The sequence below is a fragment of the Pseudomonas sp. NBRC 111123 genome, assembly GCF_001320205.1.
Classification (GTDB): Bacteria; Pseudomonadota; Gammaproteobacteria; order Pseudomonadales; family Pseudomonadaceae; genus Aquipseudomonas; species Aquipseudomonas putida_J.
The window spans coordinates 15,736-36,345 of sequence record NZ_BCAZ01000048.1 but is presented as its reverse complement, the minus strand read 5'-3'; the positions used below and the strand labels follow the sequence as shown (position 1 = coordinate 36,345).

Sequence of the window (20,610 nt, the reverse complement as noted above, 5' to 3'; positions counted from 1 at the left end):
TCGCGGATAAATCCGCGCCTACAGGATTGGTGTAGGAGCGGATTTATCCGCGAGAGGACGGCATAGACATCCACCTTTTCAGATCGACAACTGCACCACCCGAGCATCCAGCACCGGCTCTTCCTGCGCCCGGCGCTTGTTCACCACCAGCTCCCCGATCGCAATCAGCCGCGTGCGTGTGACGTTGCGCGACAACCCCAGCAACTGCGCGGTATGCACCTGGTTGTAATGGCAGAAGTGGTACGCCGAACGCAGCAGGGCATTTTCGACCTTCTCGTACAAGTCCCCGGGCTGTTCTTCATACAACCGGCTGAACGCCTGTTGCAGCAGATCCTCCACGCCATGGCTGGCAAGTTCATCCTCCTGGCGCTCCAGGCGCAGGTTGGACAAACGCAGGTCCTGGGCTTGCACCAGCCCGTCGCCGCAGGTCAGCAGGCTGTGGTGGATGACGTTCTCCAGCTCACGAATATTGCCTGGCCAGCTGTATTCGACCAGCTTGGCCTGGGCCTTGGGGCTCAGCTCCACCGGCCCGTAGCCCAGCCGCTCGCTGTAGCTGCGGATGAAGTGCCGGGCCAATGGCAGGATGTCCCCCGGCCGGTCACGCAGTGGATGCAGCTGCAAGGTCACCACATTCAGCCGGTAGTACAGGTCTTCACGGAAGTGCCCGGCATTGATCGCTTTCTCCAGTTGCACGTTGGTCGCCGCCAGCACCCGCACATTGATCGGGATGCTCTTGCGCGAACCCAGGCGTACCACTTCGCGCTCCTGCAACACGCGCAGCAGCTTGACCTGGATCGGCAGCGGCAGGTCACCGATCTCGTCGAGGAACAGCGTGCCGCCATTGGCCTCTTCGAACCAGCCGGCCTTGGCCGCCAGGGCGCCGGTGAAGGCGCCTTTTTCATGGCCGAACAGCTCGGCCTCGACCAGCGACTCGGAGAACGCACCGCAGTTGACCGCGACGAACGGGCCGTTGCGCCGGCCGCTGAGGTTGTGGATGTGGCGCGCGACCAGCTCCTTGCCCGTGCCGGTTTCGCCAATGATCAGGACGCTGGCCTCGCTGGGAGCGACCTGTTGCAGGTGGGCGAGCAGCGCCTGCGACCTTGGGTCTTCGAAGACCTGCGCGGTCGCCCTGATCGAGGTAGCCAGTGTCGGTGACGGGGGGAGGGTCAGCAGTTGCATGAGCGATCCTTAGGAATAGAAGGATGGGGCGGGGCGCTTGCCGCCGAGGGCCCACTCGCCGAGCTCGTGGATACGGTAATCCACCGGGTCGTGCAGGGTTTGCGTCCTCAGGTTGCGCCAGTGTCGGTCGAAGCGCAGTGAAGCGTGGGTGGCGCGGGCGCCTGTGACCTCGAACAGGCGGTTGCAGATGTCCAGGCCGTGGCGCGTGGCCGCGACCTTGGCAGTGCCGATGGCCAGGGCCAGGTCGCCGCGTTCCTCGGCGCAGAGCGCCTGCTCCTTGGCCCAGGCGTTGTCGAGCTGGCGGGCGGCGCGGGCGATCAGCAGGCGCACGCTCTCAAGGCCCACCCAGAACTCACCGTAGTGGCGCAGCACGTAAGGGTCTTCGGCGCTGCTGGCAGCTGTTGAGCGGAACCACGGCCGGCTTTCCTTGAGGCTGTATTGGCGTGCTTCGTCGAAGGCACCTTCGGCAATGCCAAGGAACAGGTTGGCGAAGTGCAACTGGGCGATCAGCGGGCGCAGGGCGGCGAACGGTGTGCTCAACGGGCCGGGGTCGAGCAGCAGTTCGCCGTGTTCGACGCGTACCCGTTCGAAGGTGGCGCTGCCACTGTCGGTCTGGCGCTGGCCGATGTTGTTCCAGTCGTTGTGCAGGGTGATGCCGGTGCGCCCGCTGGGGATGGCGGCGATCAGCAGCTTGCCGCCGGCACGCTCGTCCACCGCCGAGGCGATCAGCATCTCCGAGTCGCTGGCGCCGGAGCAGAAGCTCTTCTTGCCAGAGAACTCGCACCAGCCGTCGAAATGCTTGACCACGGTGCGGGTGTCCAGCGGGTTGAGTGCGTTGCCCCAGAACCAGTGCTTGCGCGCGGTCTGCTCGAACCAGGGTTGCCACTGGTCCGGGCGCGAGAACAGGCGAACGGTGGCCAGCATCAGGTGGTGGAAGCCGAACACATGGGCAAGCGAACTGTCGACCCGGGCGAACTCGCGTACCACCTCGAAGGTGTCATGCCAGTTCGCACCCTGGCCGCCGAACGCCTGTGGAATCACCAGCGACAGCAAACCGCTGCTGCGCAGGGCATCGCGTTCGGCCTTGGGCGTGCCACCGCGCTCGTCGCGCTCCACCGCGGTCTGGGCGAACTGCATGGCCAGTTCCCGCGCTACTGCCAGTGCCGGGCGGGCCGCATGCAAGGGTGCATTCATGGCGGCTCCTCAGGCGCTTTGACGGAGTGCGTGATGGGCGCCGAACAACGGCACGGCGCGTTCGGCGGCCAGGCGGATGCGCGCATCAAGGGCATCGCTGGAAACCCGGTAATCGGCAAGCTCGGCCTGGCTGGCGTAGACGCCGATCGGCAGGGTCAGGGCCTGCAGGAAGCTGAACAGCGGGCGCAGTTGGTGATCGAGCACCAGTGCGTGGCGTTCGCTGCCACCGGTCGCGGCGAGCAGCACTGGGGTGTCGACCAGTGCGTCCTGGCCGATCAGGTCGAACAGGTGCTTGAAGTGGCCTGGGAAGCTGCCGCGGTAGACCGGCGCGGCCACCACCAGCAAGTCGGCCTTTTCCACCAGGCGCAGCTGCTGCTCCACGGCATCGGGCAGTTCGCTGCGCCACAGCGCGGCGCCCAATGGCCGGGCGATGTCACCCAGTTCGATCAGGTGCGGCTTGATATGCAGGTGCTGGCCCAGTTCGGTGACGATGGCCTCGGTCAGGGTCAGGGTGCGAGATGGGCGGGCAGTGCCACCTGAAAGGGCAACGACGTTCAGTGGGGTGCTCATGGGCAGGTCTCCGGTTCTTGTTGAGCGGGGGACTTTGCTTGAGCAATCGTCGTGCCGAGTTATTAATTCGTTGTAGATCAACAGGTTGCGTATTTAAGAGCGCCACCGGTGTTGCCTTGTGGGCGTTGTTTGTTGATCAGGTGTTGCGCTGCAGACAGTTGGCCTGATGTTGGCGGCTGTACAGTTGGGAGAGTTATAGCGGAATTGTTTTTTAATAAAAAAGAATAAGAATTTATATTCTTATGCGATTTTTTTCAGGTTCGTCGCGGGAGGGTGTCGGGGGCACACAGGTGCCTGCCTTTAGATGTTTTGCGCTGATGAGATCGAGCGCCGCCCGCGCGGCGCATCGCGGATGAATCCGCTCCTACATTTGTTGCAACGTGCCGAACCTGCAACGCCATGGTCGCCTGCCTTGGCGCATGTCTTGAGCCTTGCAAACAAGGCTGACAGCCATGGCCTGACAGACATGGCCACGTTGCAACAAATGTAGGAGCGGATTTATCCGCGATGCGCCGCGCGGGCGGCGCTCGATCTCACAGGCACAGAAGATCTCAAGGCATAAAAAAAGCCCGCTGACCGAGCGGGCTGAAAGGAACAACGCTTGCGTGATTCAGTGAACGCAGTGTGCCGAGCCGTCTGGCGCGGCGATTTGGCCAGCGTGACATTCTCTTGAGGCTGCCTGACAAAACGCCATACGGGGCTGGCAGGCGGGTAGGCGGGCGTTTGAAGATCGGCCGGCACACTTTTTTTGCACTGCCTCCAGGAGTCATGTCATGAGCGATATCCAGCTGTTACCTGCCGTGGTCGAGTTCCTCGACAGGCCCCATGGCCACTTCATCGAGGGCCAGTACCTGGCGGGTGAGGCGGGGCCGTCGATCGATATCCATGACCCGTCCAGCGCAGCGGTCATCGGCCGGGTGGCCGAGGCCACCGATGCCGAGATCGAACGGGCGGTGCGCAGTGCGCGGCAAGCCTTCAAGGGCGCCTGGGCCGAAACTTCGCCCTATCAGAAAGGTGTGGTGCTGAACCGCCTGGCCGATCTGATCGAGGCCAATGCCGAAGAGCTCGCGCAGCTGGAAACCCTGTGCTCGGGCAAGTCGATCAACCTCACCCGCGGCCTTGAGATCGCCCAGAGCGTGGTGTTCCTGCGCTACTTCGCCGGTTGGGCGAGCAAGATCACCGGGCAGACCATGACGCCGTCGATCCCGTCGTTCGCCGGCGAACGCTACACCGCGTTCACCCTGCGCGAGCCGGTAGGGGTGGTGGCCGGGATCGTGCCGTGGAATTTCTCGGTGATGATCGGCATCTGGAAGATCGCCTCGGCGCTGGTCACCGGTTGCACCATCGTCATCAAGCCCAGCGAGTTCACCCCGCTGACGCTGCTGCGTATCGCTGAACTGGCCATCGAAGCCGGTGTGCCGGCGGGCGCGTTCAACGTGCTCAATGGCCGTGGCCAGGCCGGGCAGCGGCTGATCGAGCATCCGGACGTGGCCAAGGTGGCCTTCACCGGTTCCGTGCCGACCGGCATTGCCGTGGGCAAGGCGGCCATGGCGGCCAACCTGACCCGCGCCACCCTGGAACTGGGCGGCAAGAATGCCGCTGCACTGCTGGCCGATGTCGATGTCGACGGCGCGGTGGCCGGTATCGTGCAAACGGCCTACGTGCACCAGGGGCAGGTGTGCGCATCGCCCGAGCGCCTTTATGTGCACCATAGCAAGGTCGAGGAATTCACCTGCAAGCTGGGCGCGGCGCTGGGGCAGATGAAGATCGGCTCGGCACTGGACCCTGAGGCGCAGTTCGGGCCGCTGGCCAATGCCGCGCACCTGCAGAAGATTCTTGGCTTCTTCGAGCGAGCGCGGGCCAACAACACGGTGATCTGTGGTGCCAGGGCGGTTGACCGGCCGGGGTACTTCGTCGAACCGACGGTGGTGCTGGCCAAGGGTGCCAACGACCCGTTGCTGCATGAGGAAACCTTTGGGCCGATCGTCTGTGTGTTGCCGTTCGACAATGAGCAAGAATTGGTCGAGCTGATGAACGACAGCCCGTACGGCCTGACCGCCAGCCTGTGGACCAACGACCTGTCCAAGGCACTGCGGCTGATTCCGCAGATCGAGGCTGGCACGGTGTGGGTCAACATGCACACCTTCCTCGACCCGGCGGTGCCGTTTGGCGGGACCAAGGCCTCGGGGGTGGGGCGTGAGTTCGGCAGTGCATTCATCGAGGATTACACCGAGTTGAAGTCGGTAATGATCAGGTACTGAACTGACGCGCACTCCTGTAGGAGCGCCCCGGCAAGGCCGCTCCTACAAACAATCGCGTTTAGCGGGTGCTGCGCCCATAGGCCTGGCTGATGCGGTCGATCACCATCGCCAGTGCGACGATGGCCAACCCCGCTTCCACCCCTTGGCCGACATTGAGCGTCTGGATCCCCGCCAGTACATCCTCACCCAACCCACGGGCACCGATCATCGACGCCACCACCACCATCGACAAGGCCATCATCACCGACTGGTTGAGCCCGGCCATGATGCTTGGCAACGCCAGCGGCAGGGCGACGCGCCGCAGCCGTTGCCAGCGGCCGGCACCCAGGCCGTGGGCGGCCTGCAGCAACGAGGGGTCGATCTGGCTCAGGCCCAGCTCGGTCAGCCTTACCAACGGCGGCAGGGCGTAGATGACGGTGGCGAACACCGCCGGTACCTTGCCCAGCCCAAACAGCATCAGCACCGGAATCAGGTAGACGAAGGCCGGCAGCGTCTGCATCACGTCCAGCACCGGCATCAGCATGCGCCGGGCCAGCGGGCGGGTGGCCAGGAGAATGCCCAGCGGCACACCGACCAGCACGCACAGGCCGGTACTGACCAGCACCAGGGCCAGGGTCTGCAGCAGTTTGTCCCACAGCCCGAGCATGCCGATGAACGCCAGCAGCGCAACCAGCACCACGCTGCGCAGCAGGCTGCGGCTGGCGTGCCAGGCGAGCAGGCCGACCAATAGCAGCAACAGCCACCAGGGCATCAGGCGCAGCAGGTTCTCCAGGCCCACCAGCAGTTGCAGCAGTTGGTCGGAGACGCTGCGCAGGTGGTCGCCGTAGTGCAGCACGAGCCAGTCGACCAGGCGGTTGATCGCGTCGGCGAATGACACTTGCAGGGCAGCGGGGAAGCCACCACTCACAGGCTGGCCTCGACCTTGCTGGCCACGTCAGCGGGTAGCCAGGCCTTCCATACATCCGGGTTGGCGCGCAGGAAGGCCTTGGCGGCATCGGCGGGCTGCTGGCGCTTTTCGTTCATCTCGGCCAGGGCCTTGTTGAGCCGGTCGATGGGCAGGTCGACCTTCTCGAACACCGCTACCAGTTCTGGGTAGCCATCGCGAAAAGCTTTGGACACACCGACCGACAGCTTTGCCGGCAACGACTGGCTGCCTTTGGGGTTGGGGTTTTTCGCGTCGGTCAGGGTGGCCCAGGCCGCGGCATCGAATGCTGGCTCCTGCAGCCGCACCAGGTCGTAGCGGCCAATCAGTGGAGTGGGGCTCCAGTAATAGAACAGCACCGGCTGGCCGCGGCGGATGGCCGAGCCGATTTCGGCGTCCAGCGCGGCGCCCGAGCCACTGCGGAAGTTGTTGTACAGGCCGTCGAGCCCATAGGCCTTGAGCTTCTGGCTGTTGACGGTTTCGGAGGTCCAGCCGCTGGGGCTGTTGAGGAAGCGGCCCTTGTCGGGCATCTCGGGGTCGCGGAACACCTGCGGGTAGCGTTTGAGGTCCTCAACGCTGCGCAGTTCTGGTGCCAGCGGCTTCAGCCCGCGAGCCGGGTCGCCCTTGATCACATAGGCCGGCACCCACCAGCCTTCTTCGGCGTTTTTCACCGTGTCGCCCAACGCGAACACCTGGCCGGCCTGCTCGGCCTTGACCCAGGCGGGGCTGCGCCCGGCCCATTCTTCGGCGATCACCTGCAGGTCGTTGCGCGCCAGCGCCACTTCCATGCTCACGGTGCTGCCGGGGAGGGTGTCGGTGGGGTAGCCGTAGCCGCGCTCGACAATCAGGCGCAGGATCTCGGTGGTCAGCGCGCCGCTTTCCCAATTGATGGCGCCGAAGTGGATGGGCGCGCGGGCTTCTGCCGAGGCGGCGCTGTCGGTGCTGGCCAGGCCTACTGCAAGCAACAGGCCGGCCAGCAGCGTTGTAACTTTTTTCATCAGGACCTCGAAGGTTGTCGCTCCTTGTGCCGGGCAAGTGTAGTCCACCGCTCAAGGCACCTTGGCACCAACTGCGGAACAGCTTCTGTCTGTCAATGAATGGTAGTGGCTGCAAGGCTTCGCCCCCTTGCCCGCATTCGCAGGGCGGTAGCGACGACAGGAGTACGAGATGAGCTTGAATCTGGATTTCGTGTATTACCGGAATTTCACCTTCGATGGGCATTTTCATGTGCGTTGCAGCGGTGACGACCTGCACAAGGTCAAGTCCATTCATTACCTGCTGGAGCGCATCGGAGCCGAAGGTGTGGTCCACCTCGACGGCATTACGGTGGCTTCGCAGGTGACTAGCGGCAAGGTTGCCAACCATGGTTGCCCGGCCACCTTGAACTGCGAGGCGGTGGCGGGCAGCTACAGGATCAGGCCGCAGATTACATTGGTGGACAGTGAAATCCTCAAGCTGAACCTCGGTGCCGACGCCGATGCCACACTGCGTCCTGAGCCTCTGGCCATTGACATCGGCCAAGGCGAGCCGACCCGGCGCATCCTCGACAGCGTGCCGCTGCCTTCAGCCGCCACGCGGCGCAAGCGGTCTGTGCAGGCAGCACCTGCATTCGCGCATCGTCCGCAGGGCCAGCGTTACCCGGCGTTGATCGTGGTGTTTGGCGAAGGAGGGTACGCGCAGCTCATGGCCGATCTGGAGCCTGATGCCACCTCGATATTGGCGAGGTATTGGCCAGGGCTGCGGGAGCTGCTTGATGTGCAACCGTTTCTGGACCAGCAGGAGCGGGAAGATGAGCGCTTTCACGTGCTTGCCAATCATTACTGGATCGAGCAGCCCCACAGCATGCTCAACGACACGTTTGTCGCGTTGATCCAGACCCTGGAGGCACTGGATTACGTCGAGGCCACGGCCTTTGTGCCTCCACAGGTCGAGCCGGGCAATGTGCTGCTTGGAGCTGCCGGCGTCATTGCGACGCTGCTCACGGGCGCTGCATATGTCGCCGGCACCAATGCCTTTGAGCAGGCGCAGCCTTACCCCGGACTTTGAAGCCTTGCAGCATTACCTGGGCGCCCCCGATGCCAGGTACCAAGGTTTGAACGTTCGCAAGGCCTGGGAGGCCGGGGTGAAGGGTAAAGGTGCACGGGTGCATTTTTCCGATGGCGGCCTGCATGCCAACCATGAAGATCTGCGTGGCAACCCGAAGTTGAAGGTCATCCCGCCATCAGTCAACAAAGATCCAGACCACGGTACTGCATCGGTCGGTGTGCTGCTGGCGCGGGATAACGGATTCGGCATGACCGGTGTCTGCCATGCGGCCGAACTGTATCTGTATGACAATCGTGCCCACGATGCGCGTGGTTACTCACAGACGCTGAAGAAACTGCTGGCTTATACAAGGGCTGGAGATATCGTTGCGGTCAACCGGCAGACGGCCAACCTCAACGTTTTGGGTACTTTCCTGCCATCGCTGCACGACAAGACCTGGTGGGATGTCATGCAGGCGTTGAGCCAGCGTGGCGCGGTGGTACTGAATGCCGCGTGCAACGGCACGAGTGCGGCCGATGACCGCGCTGGCACGACCGCAGGCTATGGGGTGGACCTGGAGCAGTGGCGTTACTTCGACGACCACGGCGACGCCGACGCGATTCTGGTGGGCGCCTGCCATTCCTGGGATGGCAAACCCCATCAGTACTCCAATTACAACTACCGCTACCGGATGCTCAATGCCTGGGGCGACAGTGTCGCGACGCTGGGTTACGGCGTTCTGCAAAACAAGGACGGACACGACCGCGACTACACCGACAACTATGGCGGCACCTCCAGCGCCACGCCGCTGGTGACTGGCGCACTGGCGTTGATCCAGTCCTACGCCATCGAACAGCACCACCTGTACCTGAACGCCAACCAGATGCACCTGCTGGTGATGCAGTCTGGCTACAAGGATGCCACGTTGCCTGCTAGCGACAAGTTGCCGATGGGCGCCCGGCCGAACGTGCTGGGCGCCTTGGTGTTGCTCGATCAGATCCTGCAGGCCGGCAGGTTTCACCTGCCGGATGATGGTTTCTGCGGCGACGACTGCGCGCCGCAGGGTCAGACCCGGAACTGATCCATCAACGCCTGCTGCTGGTTGGCCAGGCTGTTCAGCGACTGGCTGACCCGCGCTGATTCGTTGGCCTGCCCCGACAGCGACTCGGTGACATCGCGGATGGTCGCCACGTTGCTGTTGATCTCCTCGGCCACCGCGCTCTGCTCCTCGGCGGCCGAGGCGATCTGCAGGTTCATGTCGGTGATCACGCTCACCGCCTGGCCGATGCGCTGCAGCGCGGTCACGGCCTGGCCGACCTGCTCGACACCGCCCTGGGCCTGGCGGTGGCTGTGGTCCATGCTGCCGACCACATCGCGGGTGCCGGCTTGCAGGGCTTCGATCACCTGGCGGGTTTCTTCCACCGACTCCTGGGTGCGCTGGGCCAGGTTGCGCACTTCGTCGGCGACCACGGCAAAGCCACGCCCGGCCTCACCGGCACGGGCCGCCTCGATGGCGGCGTTGAGCGCCAGCAGGTTGGTCTGTTCGGCGATCGAACGGATCACCTCCAGCACCGAGCCGATCTTCTCGCTGTTCTGCGCCAGGCCTTCGACTTCGGTCATGGCCGCGCTCATGTTGGCGGCCAGGGCATCGATGCTGGTGGTGGTGCGGTCGATCACCGCCAGGCCTTCGCGGGTGGCCTGGTCGGCCTCGCGCGCAGCTTGCGCGGCTTGGGCGGCGCTGCGGGCGACGTCCTGGGCGGTGGCGCTCATTTCGTGGGAGGCAGTGGCCACCTGGTCGACCTGGCGGTACTGCTGCTCCATGCCGGCACTGGTTTCAGTGGCGATGGCCGAGGACTGGTCGGCGGTGCCGCGGGCGGCCTGCACCGAGCGTTTGACCTCGGCGATGGTCGGTTGCAGCTTGTCGAGGAAGCGGTTGAACCAGCCGGCCAGCTCGCCGAGTTCATCGCGCTTGTCATAGGTCAGACGGCGGGTCAGGTCGCCTTCGCCGCTGGCGATGTCCTTGAGCATCGCCGCCACGCCGAGGATCGGCCTGGTCACGCCCCGGGCCATCAGCCACACCAGCAGCAGGCCGGCGATCGCGGCAGCCAGGCCCAGGCCCAGCTCCAGCAGGGTGCCGCTGGTGTTCAGGGTGTCCAGCTCTTGCTTGAGCGCTTCGGCGGGGCCGGTCAGGGCATTTTCCGGCACATCCAGCAGCACGCCCCAGGGCTGGGCGCCGGGGATCGGTTCGAAGGCTGCCAGCACTTTCAGGCGTGCCTGGTCATGGAGGATGCTGAGCTTGCCATTGGCCAGTTTGCGCACCAGTTCGGCGCCTTGGCGCGGGTCGACCTGGTCAAAGCGCTGGGCCAGCTTGCTGGCGTCGGCACTGTAGCCGGCCAACAGGCCGACCGGGCTGAGGATGCCGACCGTGGTGCGGCCCTCGTAGAGGCTGCGGCTGGCGTCCTGGCTAAGGGCCTGCAGGCTGTTGAGGTTGATGTCGATGGACAGGGTGGCAATGATCTTGCCGTTGACCGCCAGCGGGAAGACGATGCTGGTCATCAGCACGCGCTGGCCGTCGATGTCATAGAAGTACGGCTCCACCACGCAGACTTTGCCGGTGCTGCGCGGGCAGCTCCACCAGGTGTTTGCCGGCTGGCCGCTGGGGCCGATCTCGGTGTTGGCCATGTCGTGTTCGGGCAGGGCCATGGCGGTCAGCTGGCCGGCGCGCGGCTGCGACCAGTACAGGGCGAAGCGCCCGGTCTCGTTGCTGCCCAGCTCGGGTTTACCGGCGAACAGGCTGTCCTTGTTGTCCAGCGCATTGGGCTCGAACACCAGCGACAGGCCAAGCAGGTCAGGGTTGGCCTGCAGCGCGGCGCGCACCTGGCGGGTCAGGTCTTCGCGCAGGTCGAAGGCGTCGAGGAAGCGTTTTTCCGCCTGTTCACGCAGGAACAGCACCTGGCGCGAGAAACCGGCGCCGTACTGGTAGGCGTCCATGAACTGACGGCGGATGTTCAGGGCCTGCACTTCGCCTTGCGATTCAATGCGCGCCTGCGCGGCTTCGGTGAGCATCTGCATGCTGCTGGCCTTGACCAGGTCCGAGCTGTGGTCCATGCGGTACAGCGAGAGGCCGACCAGCAGGGTGACGATGCCGGCGAGGCAGAGACCGGCGAGCAGGGTGATTTTCCACTGGATGGAAAGTTGTCGCAAAGGCATGGGGGCGAGTCCCTTTTTCTGGCAGTAAGGGTTTTGGTGTTGGGGCTGGGAGGTGTTTGTCTTGAGGTTTGCAGCGCCTGTGAGACCGAGCGCCGCCCGCGCGGCGCATCGCGGATGAATCCGCTCCTACATTTGTTGCAACGTGCCGAACCTGTTACGCCATGGTTGCCAGCCTTGGCGCATGTCTTGAGTCGTGCAAGCCGGCTGACAACCATGGCCTTACAGGCATGGCCACGTTGCAACAAATGTAGGAGCGGATTCATCCGCGATGCGCCGCGCGGGCGGCGCTCGGTCTCACAGGCGCTGCAAACCTCAAGGTAGGGACCTTTCAGCATCCCCCCTATATCGGCCCTGCCCATTTTTTCTTTATTCAAACATTCAATTTAAAATGACAGCGAAATACGCCGCAATATGGCGCTTTTGACATATCGCGCCCACTCCTTCAGAGTGCGCGCTTTTTTGTCTGCCACTAATGAGGAACCCCCAACCATGAATGCAGTGATCGCCGCGGTCGGCATCATGCTGATACTCAGCCTGTCCCGCGTGCACGTGGTCATCGCCCTGATCATCGGCGCACTGGTCGGTGGCCTGGTCGGCGGCCTTGGGGTCGAAGGCACGCTCAAGGCCTTCAACGGAGGCTTGGGTGGCGGCGCCACGGTGGCACTGTCCTACGCCTTGCTCGGCGCCTTCGCCGTGGCCATCGCCAAATCGGGCCTGGCCCATGCCTTGGCCGACCGCGCCCTGAGCATGATCGACCGCCAGGGCCATGCCCATGGCGGCAAGGTCAAATGGCTGCTGATCGGCCTGATGCTGGTGGTGGCGGTGTCGTCGCAGAACATCCTGCCCATCCACATCGCCTTCATCCCGCTGCTGGTGCCGCCACTTTTGTACGTGCTGACTCGCCTGCGCATCGACCGCCGGCTGATCGCCTGCGTGATCACCTTCGGCCTGATCACGCCGTACATGTTCCTGCCGGTGGGCTTTGGCAACATTTTCCTCAACCAGATCCTGCTGGCCAACGTCGCCCGGGCCGGGGTCGATGTCAGCGGGGTCAATGTCACCCATGCCATGGCCATCCCGGCGGCCGGCATGTTCGCCGGCCTGCTGCTGGCGGTGTTCATCAGCTACCGCAAGAAGCGTGACTACGACCTGGCGCGCATCGAGCAGGTCGAGCAGGTCAGTGTGCAGTACAACCCGCTGACCCTGTTGGTGGCGGGGCTGGCGATCGCTGCGGCGTTCGTCGTGCAACTGTGGCTGGACTCGATGATCATCGGCGCCATGGTCGGCTTCCTGATCTTCTCGCTGTCGGGGATCGTGCGCTGGAAGGAAACCGACGACCTGTTCACCGAAGGCATGAAGATGATGGCCATGATCGGCTTCATCATGATCGCCGCTTCCGGTTTTGCCGATGTGATGAAGGCCACTGGCGAGGTCAACAGCCTGGTCGCGACTTCAGCGCAGTGGATCGACCACAGCAAGGGCATTGGCGCCTTGCTGATGCTGCTGGTGGGGTTGCTGGTGACCATGGGCATCGGTTCGTCGTTCTCGACCGTCCCCATCCTGGCGGCGATCTTCGTGCCGCTGTGCGTGCAACTGGGCTTCGACCCGCTGGCCACGGTGTGCATCGTCGGTACCGCAGGTGCCCTGGGCGATGCCGGCTCGCCGGCTTCGGACTCGACCCTCGGCCCGACTTCGGGGCTGAACGTGGATGGCCAGCATCACCACATCTGGGACACCGTGGTCCCCACCTTCATCCACTACAACCTGCCGTTGCTGGCGTTCGGCTGGCTGGCGGCGATGACGCTGTAGGGCGTCAGCCTTTGCCGGGTGGCGGGGAGATGCTGTTGAGGACGGTGCTGCCGTCCTTGCTGCGGGTCAGGTAGATAGGCAGCACCTTGGGCAGGTTGTCCACCAGCCGCCCAACCTCGCGGGTGTTGTAGATGCCGCTGATGCGGATGCGCCCGGTGCCGGGGTCGGCCAGCAGCAGCGGGGCGTCGAGGTAGCGGTTGATTACCGGCAGGGCCTGCTCCAGGCTCAGGTTGTCGAGCACCAGCTTGCCGTTGCGCCAGGCCAGGCTGTTGTCGTAATCGTTGTTGTCGGCCAGTTGTGGCTCGAAGTCACCGGTGTGATAGCTGGCCTGCATGCCAGGGCCAAGGCGGTAGCCGCCAGCGCTGCCATCGCTGCTGACCAGTACCGATCCCTGCACCAGCGTGACCTTGACCTGGTCCTGGTACTTCCAGACATTGAACTGGGTACCGGTGACGCGGGTCTGGCCGCGCCCGGCGCGGACGATGAACGGGTGGCTGCTGTCGTGCTGCACCTTGAAGAAGGCTTCGCCACGCTTGAGCGTGACCTGACGCTGGTCCTTGTAGTTGAGGTAGGTCAGTTCGGTGTGCAGGTTGAGCTCGACGGTGCTGCCGTCGCTCAACTGCACGGTCTGCATGTCGTTGCCGGCTTCGAAATGCTGGTAATGGTTGGGCAGCCAACCTTGCTCCCAGCCCACCCAACCGGCCAGCGGCAGTACCAGCAGGGCCAGCGCCGCAGCCGAAGCCAGTGGCCGCCAGTGGCGAGCCCGTGCTACGTGCCGCGCTGGCGGGTTGAAGTCGATGACCGTGGCAGTGCGGGGCAGCTGGTCGGCGGTTTGCCAGATTTCCAGCATCGCCTGGTATTCCTCCGCGTGACGCGGGTCGGCCGCCAGCCAGCGGGCGAAGGCTTCACGTTCGACCCGCGAGCAATCGTCGGCGTGCAGGCGCATGCACCAGTGCGCGGCGGCGTCGGTGATGGCATCGTCTGGGCTGGGATTGAGGCGGTCTTGGTTCATCGTGGCTCCGGGTTTTGCGCATTCTACCCCTGCAAAGGGGCTCCCGAGAACCGAGGTAATGGCGAATGACTATCAGTTATGTGTGTTTTTCGTCGGTTTCGCAAGGGATTTCCAGCGTTTGAGAACGCTTCGCGGCAAGCGCGAAGCGCTCCCTTGCCGGCTCAGAACTGCTCGGCCGTCATCGCGTACAGGCTGGCACTACCGGCGCGGATGCTGGCATCCAGGGCCAGGCTGCGCGGCAGCAGGCGCTGGAAGAAAAACGCCGCGCAGGCCAGCTTGGCACCATGGAAGGCCGGGTCTTCAGCGTGCCGGGCCTGGGCCACGGCAGCCATGCGCGCCCACATGTAGGCATAGGCGGTCAGGCCGAACAGGTGCAGGTATTCCACTGCCACGGCATTGACCAGGTTGGCGTCCTCGCGCGCCCGTGCCCGCAGCCATTCGCTGGTGGCCTCCAGGCGCGCCAGGCTGGCTTGCAAGGCTTCGCGGTGCAGCGCTGCAGCGGCACTGAAGGACCGAACCTCAGCGGCAAAGCACGCCAGGGCCTGGCCACCATCGGCCAGCACCTTGCGCCCCAGCAGGTCGAGGGCCTGGATGCCGTTGGTGCCTTCGTAGATCTGCGCAATGCGCACGTCGCGCACACGTTGCTCCTGGCCCCACTCGCGGATGTAACCATGGCCGCCATACACCTGTTGGCCTAGCACGCAGCTTTCCAGGCCATTGTCGGTGAAGAACGCCTTGGCCACCGGGGTCAGCAGGGCCACCAGGCGCTGGGCATGCTCGCGTTCACCGGCATCTTCGGCGTAGCGCGCCAGGTCCAGCTGCTGGCCGACATAGGCGGCGAAGGCACGGCCGCCTTCGGTGAAGGCGCGCATGGTCAGCAGCATGCGCCGCACATCGCCATGCTCGATGATCGGGTCGGCGACCCGTTCTGGCCGCTGCGGGCCACTGGCGGCGCGGCTCTGCAGGCGCTCGTTGGCGTAGCGTGCAGCGCTCTGGTACGACGCTTCGGCGCAGCCGATGCCCTGGATGCCGATGGACAGGCGCTCGTAGTTCATCATGGTGAACATCGCCGCCAGGCCTTTGTTCGGCTCACCGACCAGGTAACCCATGGCGCCGTCGAAGTTCATTACGCAGGTGGCCGAAGCCTTGATACCCATCTTGTGCTCGATCGAGCCACAGTGGGCGGCGTTGCGCGGGCCAAGGCTGCCGTCGGCCTCGACCCGGTATTTGGGCACCAGGAACAGCGAGATGCCCTTGGCCCCGGCGGGGGCGTCTGGCAGTTTGGCCAGCACCAGGTGGACGATGTTTTCGGTCAGGTCCTGTTCGCCGCCGGTGATGAAGATCTTGCTGCCGCTGATCAGGTAGCTGCCGTCGGCCTGTGGTTCGGCGCGGGTGCGGATCAGCCCAAGGTCGGTACCGGCGTGCGGCTCTGTCAGGCACATGGTGCCGGCCCAGCGGCCTTCGTAGAGTGGCGGCAGGTAGGTCGCCTTCAGCGCTGCGCTGGCATGGGCATCGATGGCCAGGCAACTGCCGGCGCTAAGCGCTGAATACAGGCTGAAGCTGCAGTCGGCGGCGTAGAGCATTTCTTCGAACAGCACGCCGAGCATTTTCGGCATGCCCATGCCGCCATATTCGGGGTTGCCACCCAGGCCGACCCAGCCGCCTTCACGGTAGGTCCGCCAGGCCTCGCGAAAACCGTCCGGGGTGGTGACTTGGCCTGCGTCGAAGCGCACGCCTTGTTCGTCGCCGTTACGGCTGAGCGGGGCGATCAACTGGCCGGTGACCTTGGCGGCTTCTTCAAGAATGGCATCGGCGGTTTCGCCGTCGACGCGCTCGGCCAGGGCAGGCAGGCGCGCCCACAGGGCAGGGCCCTGAAACACGTCATGGAGGATGAAGCGCATGTCGCGCAGTGGGGCGGTGTAGTCGGTCATGTCAGGCTCGATATCGGTTCACAGGGCCTTGGCGCGGTCGCGCAGGACGTATTTCTGGATCTTGCCGGTGGAGGTCTTGGGCAACTCGCCGAAGACCACGGTCTTTGGCACCTTAAACCCGGCCAGGTGCTCGCGGCACCAACTGATGATGTCGCTCTCGCGGGTGTGCTCGTGGCCGGGCTTGAGGGCGACGAAGGCGCAGGGCGTCTCGCCCCACTTGTCGTCGGCACGGGCGACCACGGCGGCTTCGAGCACGGCGTTGTGCTTGTACAGGGTGTCTTCGACTTCGATGGTCGAGATGTTCTCGCCACCGGAAATGATGATGTCCTTGAGCCGGTCCTTGATCTCGACATAGCCGTCGGCGTGCCAGACCGCCAGGTCACCGGTGTGGAACCAGCCGCCACGGAAGGCCTCGGCGGTGGCCTCAGGGTTTTTCAGGTAGCCCTTCATCACCGTGTTGCCACGCATGAAGATTTCGCCCAGGGTGCTGCCGTCTTGCGGTACGGGTTGCAAGGTTTGCGGGTCAGCGACCATCAGGCCGTCGAGGGTGGGGTAGCGCACGCCCTGGCGCGACTTGATCCGCGCCCGCTCTTCCAGCGGCAGGTCGTCCCATTCTTCATGCCAGGCGCAGACGGTGACTGGCCCGTAGACTTCGGTCAGGCCATAGGTGTGGGTGACCCGAATGCCCATCTGCTCGACCGCGCCGATGACCTTGGCCGGCGGGGCAGCACCGGCAACCATGGCCTGCACCGGGTGCTCGATGGCAGCCTTGGCGGCGTCTGGCATGTTAACCAGGGCGTTGAGCACGATCGGCGCGCCGCACAGGTGGCTGACCCGATGTTCGCGGATCAGGGTGAGGATCTTCTGTGGGTCGACCCGGCGCAGGAACACATGGGTGCCGGCCAGCGCGGTGATGGTCCAGGGGTAGCACCAGCCGTTGCAGTGGAACATCGGCAAGGTCCACAGGTACACCGGGCGATGGCCCATGGCCCAGGTCATCTGGTTGCCGATGGCGTTCAGGTAGGCGCCACGGTGGTGGTAGACCACGCCCTTGGGGTTGCCGGTGGTGCCCGAGGTGTAGTTCAGCGAGATCGCCTGCCATTCGTCTTCGGGCCATTCCCAGGCGAAATCCGGGTCGCCTTCGGCCAGCAGCGCTTCATAGTCGAGGTCGCTGACGGCACAGCCTTCGCCGTACTCGGGGTCATCCACATCGACCACCAGCGGTGGGTGTTCGAGCAAGGCCAGGGCGGCGGCGATCACAGTGTGGAACTCGCGGTCGGTGATCAGCACCTTGGCCTCGCCGTGCTGGAGCATGAAGGCGATGGCCTCGGCGTCCAGGCGTACGTTGAGGGTGTTGAGCACGGCGCCGATCATGGGTACGCCAAAGTGCGCTTCGAGCATGGCCGGAATGTTCGGCAGCATCACCGCCACCGTGTCGCCACGGCCCACGCCGCGCCCGGCCAGGGCGCTGGCCAGGCGCCGGCAACGCTGGTAGGTCTGGCGCCAATCGCGGCGAATGGCACCGTGGATCACGGCCGGGTAGCTGCCGTAGACGGCGGCGGTGCGTTCGATGAAGCTCAGCGGGGTGAGGGCAACGTGGTTGACGGCAGCGGGCATCAGGCCCTGGGCGAAGATCGACATACGGTAATCCTGTAGGGGAGACAGACGCAGCCTGTGCGTGTGGCCCCCCGGTGGCTGATTGTTAGCTCTGATCAGGGTGCGGGCAGCGCGCCGATGGCGGCTTGCCCCTGTCGCAGTTTTACGCGAACCGCTATCGTAGATGGAATATCGACTATAGCAATATAGTAAAACTACTATAAGAACGAGCACCGACCGTGAATCAGACCCTTTCACCCTTGCTCGCCAAGGACCCACAACCCAGCGTGCTGCTGGCTGCCGATGCCAGTGCCCTGGCAAGCAACCCGGCCTTGCAGGCACTGATCGGGGTCGGCGCCTCGCTGGCCGACTGGCTGCCGGGCAACTGTGCGGCGCTGGTGCGCGCCTGCCTGCGCCAGCACCGGGCAATCGCAGACGTCGAAACACAGTTCGGCGAACGCATTCTGCTGTGGACGTTCATCCCCGATGACCAGGGCCAGCGGGTGCTGGCACGTTGCCGCGATGCCAGCGAGGAGCGCCACGGCATCCGCGAAGCCAGCCGTGCGCGGCGCCTGTACCGGCTGATCATCGAGAACACCACCGACCTTATATCCCGGCACAGCCCGGACGGCCGCTTCCTTGACGCCTCGCCGGCCGCTTACCGCTTGCTCGGCCTGTGGCCGGAGCAGCTGCGCGGCATGCCGGTGCGGGCCTTGCTGCACCCGCGCGAACGGCGCCAGGCGTTGCGCCAGGCCGCTGCGGCGCTGGACCAGGATGGTTACCACACCATGACCTGTCGCGTGCGGCATGCCAGCGGTGCTTATCGCTGGTTCGAGATCGCCAGCCGGGCGATCCGCGAGACTTACACCGGCGCCGTGGTGGAGGTGGTCAGCGTGTCGCGCGACATCACCCTGCGCATCGAGGCCCAGGAGAACCTGGCCCACAGCGCCCGGCTCGCTACCCTGGGCGAACTGGCGTCGGGGATTGCCCACGAGATGAATCAGCCGCTGGCGGCGGTGGTCAACTATGCCAATGCCAGCCAGCGATACCTGCAAGGCCTGGAGCGTGACCCGCAGGCGCGTGAACGGGTTGGCCAGGGCCTGCAGCGCATCACCGAACAGGCGACCCACGCCGCCGAGGTGATTCGCCGCCTGCGTGCGTTCCTGCGCAAGGGGCCGCGGCGCCTGCAGGCGGTGGAGGTGGCAGAAGTGGCGGCCGAAGCCATGCGCCTGTGCGCCTGGGAAGCGGCGCGTGATCAGGTCGCTGTCGAACTGCGCATCAGCGTGCAACTGCCTGCGGTGTTCGCCGACCGGGTATTGCTTGAGCAAGTGCTGCTTAACCTGCTGCGCAATGCCATCGAGGCCAACCGCGAGCAGCATGGCGCGCAGCCTTCCCGTATTCTGCTCGGCGCCGTGCGCGAGGGCGACGGGGTGCTGATCGAGGTCGTCGACCAGGGGCCGGGCGTGGCCGCCGAGCGCCTGGATCAGATCTTCACCCCGTTCGGCACCACCAAGGCCGATGGGCTCGGCCTGGGCCTGAGCATGAGCCGCAGCCTGATCGAAGGCTTTGGTGGCAGCCTGTGGGCGCGTGCGGGTGAGGCGGGTGGGTTGGTGTTGTGCTGTCGGCTGGCAGTGAGCCGGGGATAAGGAGAGGGCAGGGTGCAAGCGAAGGTTTATGTGGTCGATGACGATCAGGGCATGCGTGATTCGACGGTGTGGTTGCTGGAATCGGTGGGCCTGCAGGGCGTGCCGTTTGCCAGCGGCCAGGCGTTTCTCGATGCCTGTGTGGACGATGGGCCGGCCTGTGTGCTGCTGGATGTGCGCATGCCCGGGCTGGGCGGCATGGCGGTGCAGCAGGCCTTGCGCGAACGTGGCCTGCAGATCCCGGTGATCTTCGTCAGCGGCCATGCCGATGTGCCTATCGTGGTGCGGGCGTTCAAGGCCGGGGCGAGCGACTTTATCGAAAAACCCTACAGCGACCAGCTGCTGCTCGACAGTGTGCAGGCGGCGTTGGAGCGGGCAGGGCAAGCGCGCCAGGACGACCTGGTGCTTGCTGCGGTGCAGGCGCGCCTGGATGCGCTGACGCCCCGTGAGCGCGATGTGTTCGTGCCACTGGCCCAAGGCTTGAGCAACCGCGAGATTGCCGAGCGCCTGGGCATCAGCGTGAAGACCGTGGACCTGTACCGGGGGCGGGTGATGAAGCGCCTGCAGGCGCAAAGCCTGGCCGAGCTGGTAGGCATGGCGATCGCCTGTGGAGCGGTAGAGGCGCTGGGTTTGCGCGCGCGCTGAAACGTCGCCGGCAACGGCCGTTTCATGAATATTTGCATAGCCCCCTAATCAAAGCTTTGACATTCACTGCCTAGGCAGTAATATTTTTAAACAATTGCCCGAGCAGAGCGCGATGTCCCATTTCACCCCGGAAAATTTCCAGACCTGCGCCATCGGCATGCTGCTGGGGCGTGCGGCGATCCTCAAGGACCGCATTCTCGACTGGCACCTCGAATCAGAGGGCGTCACCGCCGCACAGTTCAAGGTGCTGATCATCGTCACCCAGTACCAGGTGGATACCCCGGCCGAACTGTGCCGCTACCTGGGCCTGGACAGCGGTTCGATGACCCGCATGCTCGACCGCCTCGAGCAGAAGGGCCTGATCCTGCGCAACCGCTGCGCCGATGACCGCCGCCAGGTGCGCCTGGCGCTGAGTGACGATGGCCAGCGCCTGGCCGACCGCCTGCCAGAGATCGGCGCGGCGGCGATGAACGAACTGGTCGGCGTGTTGCAGCCAGACGAGCTGAAGACCCTCGAAGGCCTGCTGGCCAAGGTCCTGCTTGGTGCCGGCGACCCTCTGACGATCCGCCGCTTCGGCGATCGTTGATCCCTGTTACGCATATTCCAAGGTATT

16 protein-coding genes and 1 pseudogene are annotated in these 20,610 nt (G+C 64.7%); 7 read left to right on the top strand and 10 right to left on the bottom strand.

Translation table 11 applies throughout. From position 1 onward, the window contains the following. Positions 1 to 78 precede the first annotated feature (78 nt). The 3 genes from sfnR to msuE are packed head-to-tail and all read right to left on the bottom strand — an operon-like array spanning position 79 to position 2,943. Complete coding sequence (gene sfnR / locus APH27_RS20945; RefSeq protein ID WP_060485796.1) at positions 79 to 1,179, bottom strand: sigma54-dependent transcriptional activator SfnR; 1,101 nt, start codon at positions 1,177 to 1,179, stop codon at positions 79 to 81. Positions 1,180 to 1,188: 9 nt separating this feature from the next. Further along, a complete protein-coding gene (locus APH27_RS20940; RefSeq protein WP_060485795.1) occupies positions 1,189 to 2,373 on the bottom strand; it encodes an acyl-CoA dehydrogenase family protein in 1,185 nt (394 codons plus the stop codon). 9 nt (positions 2,374 to 2,382) lie between these two features. After that, positions 2,383 to 2,943 (bottom strand): FMN reductase, encoded by a 561-nt coding sequence (gene msuE / locus APH27_RS20935; RefSeq protein ID WP_027920387.1) that lies wholly within the window; start codon positions 2,941 to 2,943, stop codon positions 2,383 to 2,385. Between the two features lie 773 nt (positions 2,944 to 3,716). On the opposite strand from msuE, the gene APH27_RS20930 reads away from it, so the two are divergent. Further along, entirely contained in the window at positions 3,717 to 5,204 is a 1,488-nt protein-coding gene (locus APH27_RS20930) for an aldehyde dehydrogenase family protein (protein WP_060485794.1), read from the top strand. Positions 5,205 to 5,262: 58 nt separating this feature from the next. Here APH27_RS20930 and APH27_RS20925 read toward each other — a convergent pair whose 3' ends face one another. Continuing rightward, complete coding sequence (locus APH27_RS20925; RefSeq protein WP_027920385.1) at positions 5,263 to 6,111, bottom strand: proline/glycine betaine ABC transporter permease; 849 nt, start codon at positions 6,109 to 6,111, stop codon at positions 5,263 to 5,265. Further along, entirely contained in the window at positions 6,108 to 7,124 is a 1,017-nt protein-coding gene (locus APH27_RS20920) for an ABC transporter substrate-binding protein (RefSeq protein WP_027920384.1), read from the bottom strand. The genes APH27_RS20925 and APH27_RS20920 overlap by 4 nt, the downstream gene beginning before the upstream one ends. A 169-nt stretch (positions 7,125 to 7,293) precedes the next feature. Between APH27_RS20920 and APH27_RS26940 the strand changes: the two genes are divergently transcribed. Then, complete coding sequence (locus APH27_RS26940; RefSeq protein WP_060485793.1) at positions 7,294 to 8,172, top strand: hypothetical protein; 879 nt, start codon at positions 7,294 to 7,296, stop codon at positions 8,170 to 8,172. A 46-nt stretch (positions 8,173 to 8,218) separates the two neighbouring features. Further along, on the top strand, positions 8,219 to 9,232 hold the full coding sequence (locus APH27_RS26935; protein ID WP_256250666.1) for a S8 family serine peptidase: 1,014 nt from the start codon (positions 8,219 to 8,221) through the stop codon (positions 9,230 to 9,232). On the opposite strand, the gene APH27_RS27245 is transcribed toward APH27_RS26935, so the two are convergent. Further along, positions 9,217 to 9,972, bottom strand: a complete 756-nt coding sequence (locus APH27_RS27245; protein ID WP_371260267.1) for a methyl-accepting chemotaxis protein — start codon at positions 9,970 to 9,972, stop codon at positions 9,217 to 9,219. The two genes, APH27_RS26935 and APH27_RS27245, sit on opposite strands and share 16 nt — an antisense overlap. A gap of 102 nt (positions 9,973 to 10,074) precedes the next feature. Next, a pseudogene (locus APH27_RS27240) lies at positions 10,075 to 11,142 on the bottom strand (HAMP domain-containing protein); the annotation flags it as partial. 708 nt (positions 11,143 to 11,850) lie between these two features. Between APH27_RS27240 and APH27_RS20900 the strand changes: the two are divergent. Next, positions 11,851 to 13,170, top strand: coding sequence for a Na+/H+ antiporter family protein (locus tag APH27_RS20900; RefSeq protein WP_060485791.1), 1,320 nt, complete (start codon positions 11,851 to 11,853; stop codon positions 13,168 to 13,170). A gap of 4 nt (positions 13,171 to 13,174) precedes the next feature. Here APH27_RS20900 and APH27_RS20895 read toward each other — a convergent pair whose 3' ends face one another. From APH27_RS20895 to APH27_RS20885, 3 genes are all read right to left on the bottom strand, one after another. Then, positions 13,175 to 14,182: a FecR family protein gene (locus APH27_RS20895; RefSeq protein WP_060485790.1), complete on the bottom strand. Its 1,008-nt coding sequence runs from the start codon at positions 14,180 to 14,182 to the stop codon at positions 13,175 to 13,177. 161 nt (positions 14,183 to 14,343) lie between these two features. Beyond that, complete coding sequence (locus tag APH27_RS20890; protein ID WP_060485789.1) at positions 14,344 to 16,113, bottom strand: acyl-CoA dehydrogenase C-terminal domain-containing protein; 1,770 nt, start codon at positions 16,111 to 16,113, stop codon at positions 14,344 to 14,346. A gap of 18 nt (positions 16,114 to 16,131) precedes the next feature. Then, a complete protein-coding gene (locus APH27_RS20885; protein WP_027920378.1) occupies positions 16,132 to 17,754 on the bottom strand; it encodes an acyl-CoA synthetase in 1,623 nt (540 codons plus the stop codon). Positions 17,755 to 17,948: 194 nt separating this feature from the next. Here APH27_RS20885 and APH27_RS20880 point away from each other — a divergent pair, with 194 nt between their 5' ends. The 3 genes from APH27_RS20880 to APH27_RS20870 all read left to right on the top strand — a co-directional run bounded on the left by APH27_RS20880 (position 17,949) and on the right by APH27_RS20870 (position 20,583). Then, positions 17,949 to 19,355, top strand: a complete 1,407-nt coding sequence (locus APH27_RS20880) for a sensor histidine kinase (protein WP_060485788.1) — start codon at positions 17,949 to 17,951, stop codon at positions 19,353 to 19,355. A 12-nt stretch (positions 19,356 to 19,367) separates the two neighbouring features. After that, positions 19,368 to 19,997 (top strand): response regulator transcription factor, encoded by a 630-nt coding sequence (locus tag APH27_RS20875; RefSeq protein ID WP_027920376.1) that lies wholly within the window; start codon positions 19,368 to 19,370, stop codon positions 19,995 to 19,997. A 112-nt stretch (positions 19,998 to 20,109) separates the two neighbouring features. Next, positions 20,110 to 20,583, top strand: a complete 474-nt coding sequence (locus tag APH27_RS20870; RefSeq protein WP_027920375.1) for a MarR family winged helix-turn-helix transcriptional regulator — start codon at positions 20,110 to 20,112, stop codon at positions 20,581 to 20,583. Positions 20,584 to 20,610 lie beyond the last annotated feature (27 nt).

Excerpts from the sequence above, each read along its gene's own strand:
- APH27_RS26940 (WP_060485793.1), top strand. The coding sequence starts at position 7,294 with ATGAGCTTGAATCTGGATTTCGTGTATTACCGGAATTTCACCTTCGAT.
- sfnR (WP_060485796.1), bottom strand. The coding sequence starts at position 1,179 with ATGCAACTGCTGACCCTCCCCCCGTCACCGACACTGGCTACCTCGATC.
- APH27_RS20900 (WP_060485791.1), top strand. The coding sequence starts at position 11,851 with ATGAATGCAGTGATCGCCGCGGTCGGCATCATGCTGATACTCAGCCTG.
- msuE (WP_027920387.1), bottom strand. The coding sequence starts at position 2,943 with ATGAGCACCCCACTGAACGTCGTTGCCCTTTCAGGTGGCACTGCCCGC.
- APH27_RS27245 (WP_371260267.1), bottom strand. The coding sequence starts at position 9,972 with ATGGAGCAGCAGTACCGCCAGGTCGACCAGGTGGCCACTGCCTCCCAC.
- APH27_RS20895 (WP_060485790.1), bottom strand. The coding sequence starts at position 14,182 with ATGAACCAAGACCGCCTCAATCCCAGCCCAGACGATGCCATCACCGAC.
- APH27_RS20870 (WP_027920375.1), top strand. The coding sequence starts at position 20,110 with ATGTCCCATTTCACCCCGGAAAATTTCCAGACCTGCGCCATCGGCATG.
- APH27_RS20930 (WP_060485794.1), top strand. The coding sequence starts at position 3,717 with ATGAGCGATATCCAGCTGTTACCTGCCGTGGTCGAGTTCCTCGACAGG.
- APH27_RS20890 (WP_060485789.1), bottom strand. The coding sequence starts at position 16,113 with ATGACCGACTACACCGCCCCACTGCGCGACATGCGCTTCATCCTCCAT.
- APH27_RS20885 (WP_027920378.1), bottom strand. The coding sequence starts at position 17,754 with ATGTCGATCTTCGCCCAGGGCCTGATGCCCGCTGCCGTCAACCACGTT.
- APH27_RS20920 (WP_027920384.1), bottom strand. The coding sequence starts at position 7,124 with ATGAAAAAAGTTACAACGCTGCTGGCCGGCCTGTTGCTTGCAGTAGGC.
- APH27_RS20940 (WP_060485795.1), bottom strand. The coding sequence starts at position 2,373 with ATGAATGCACCCTTGCATGCGGCCCGCCCGGCACTGGCAGTAGCGCGG.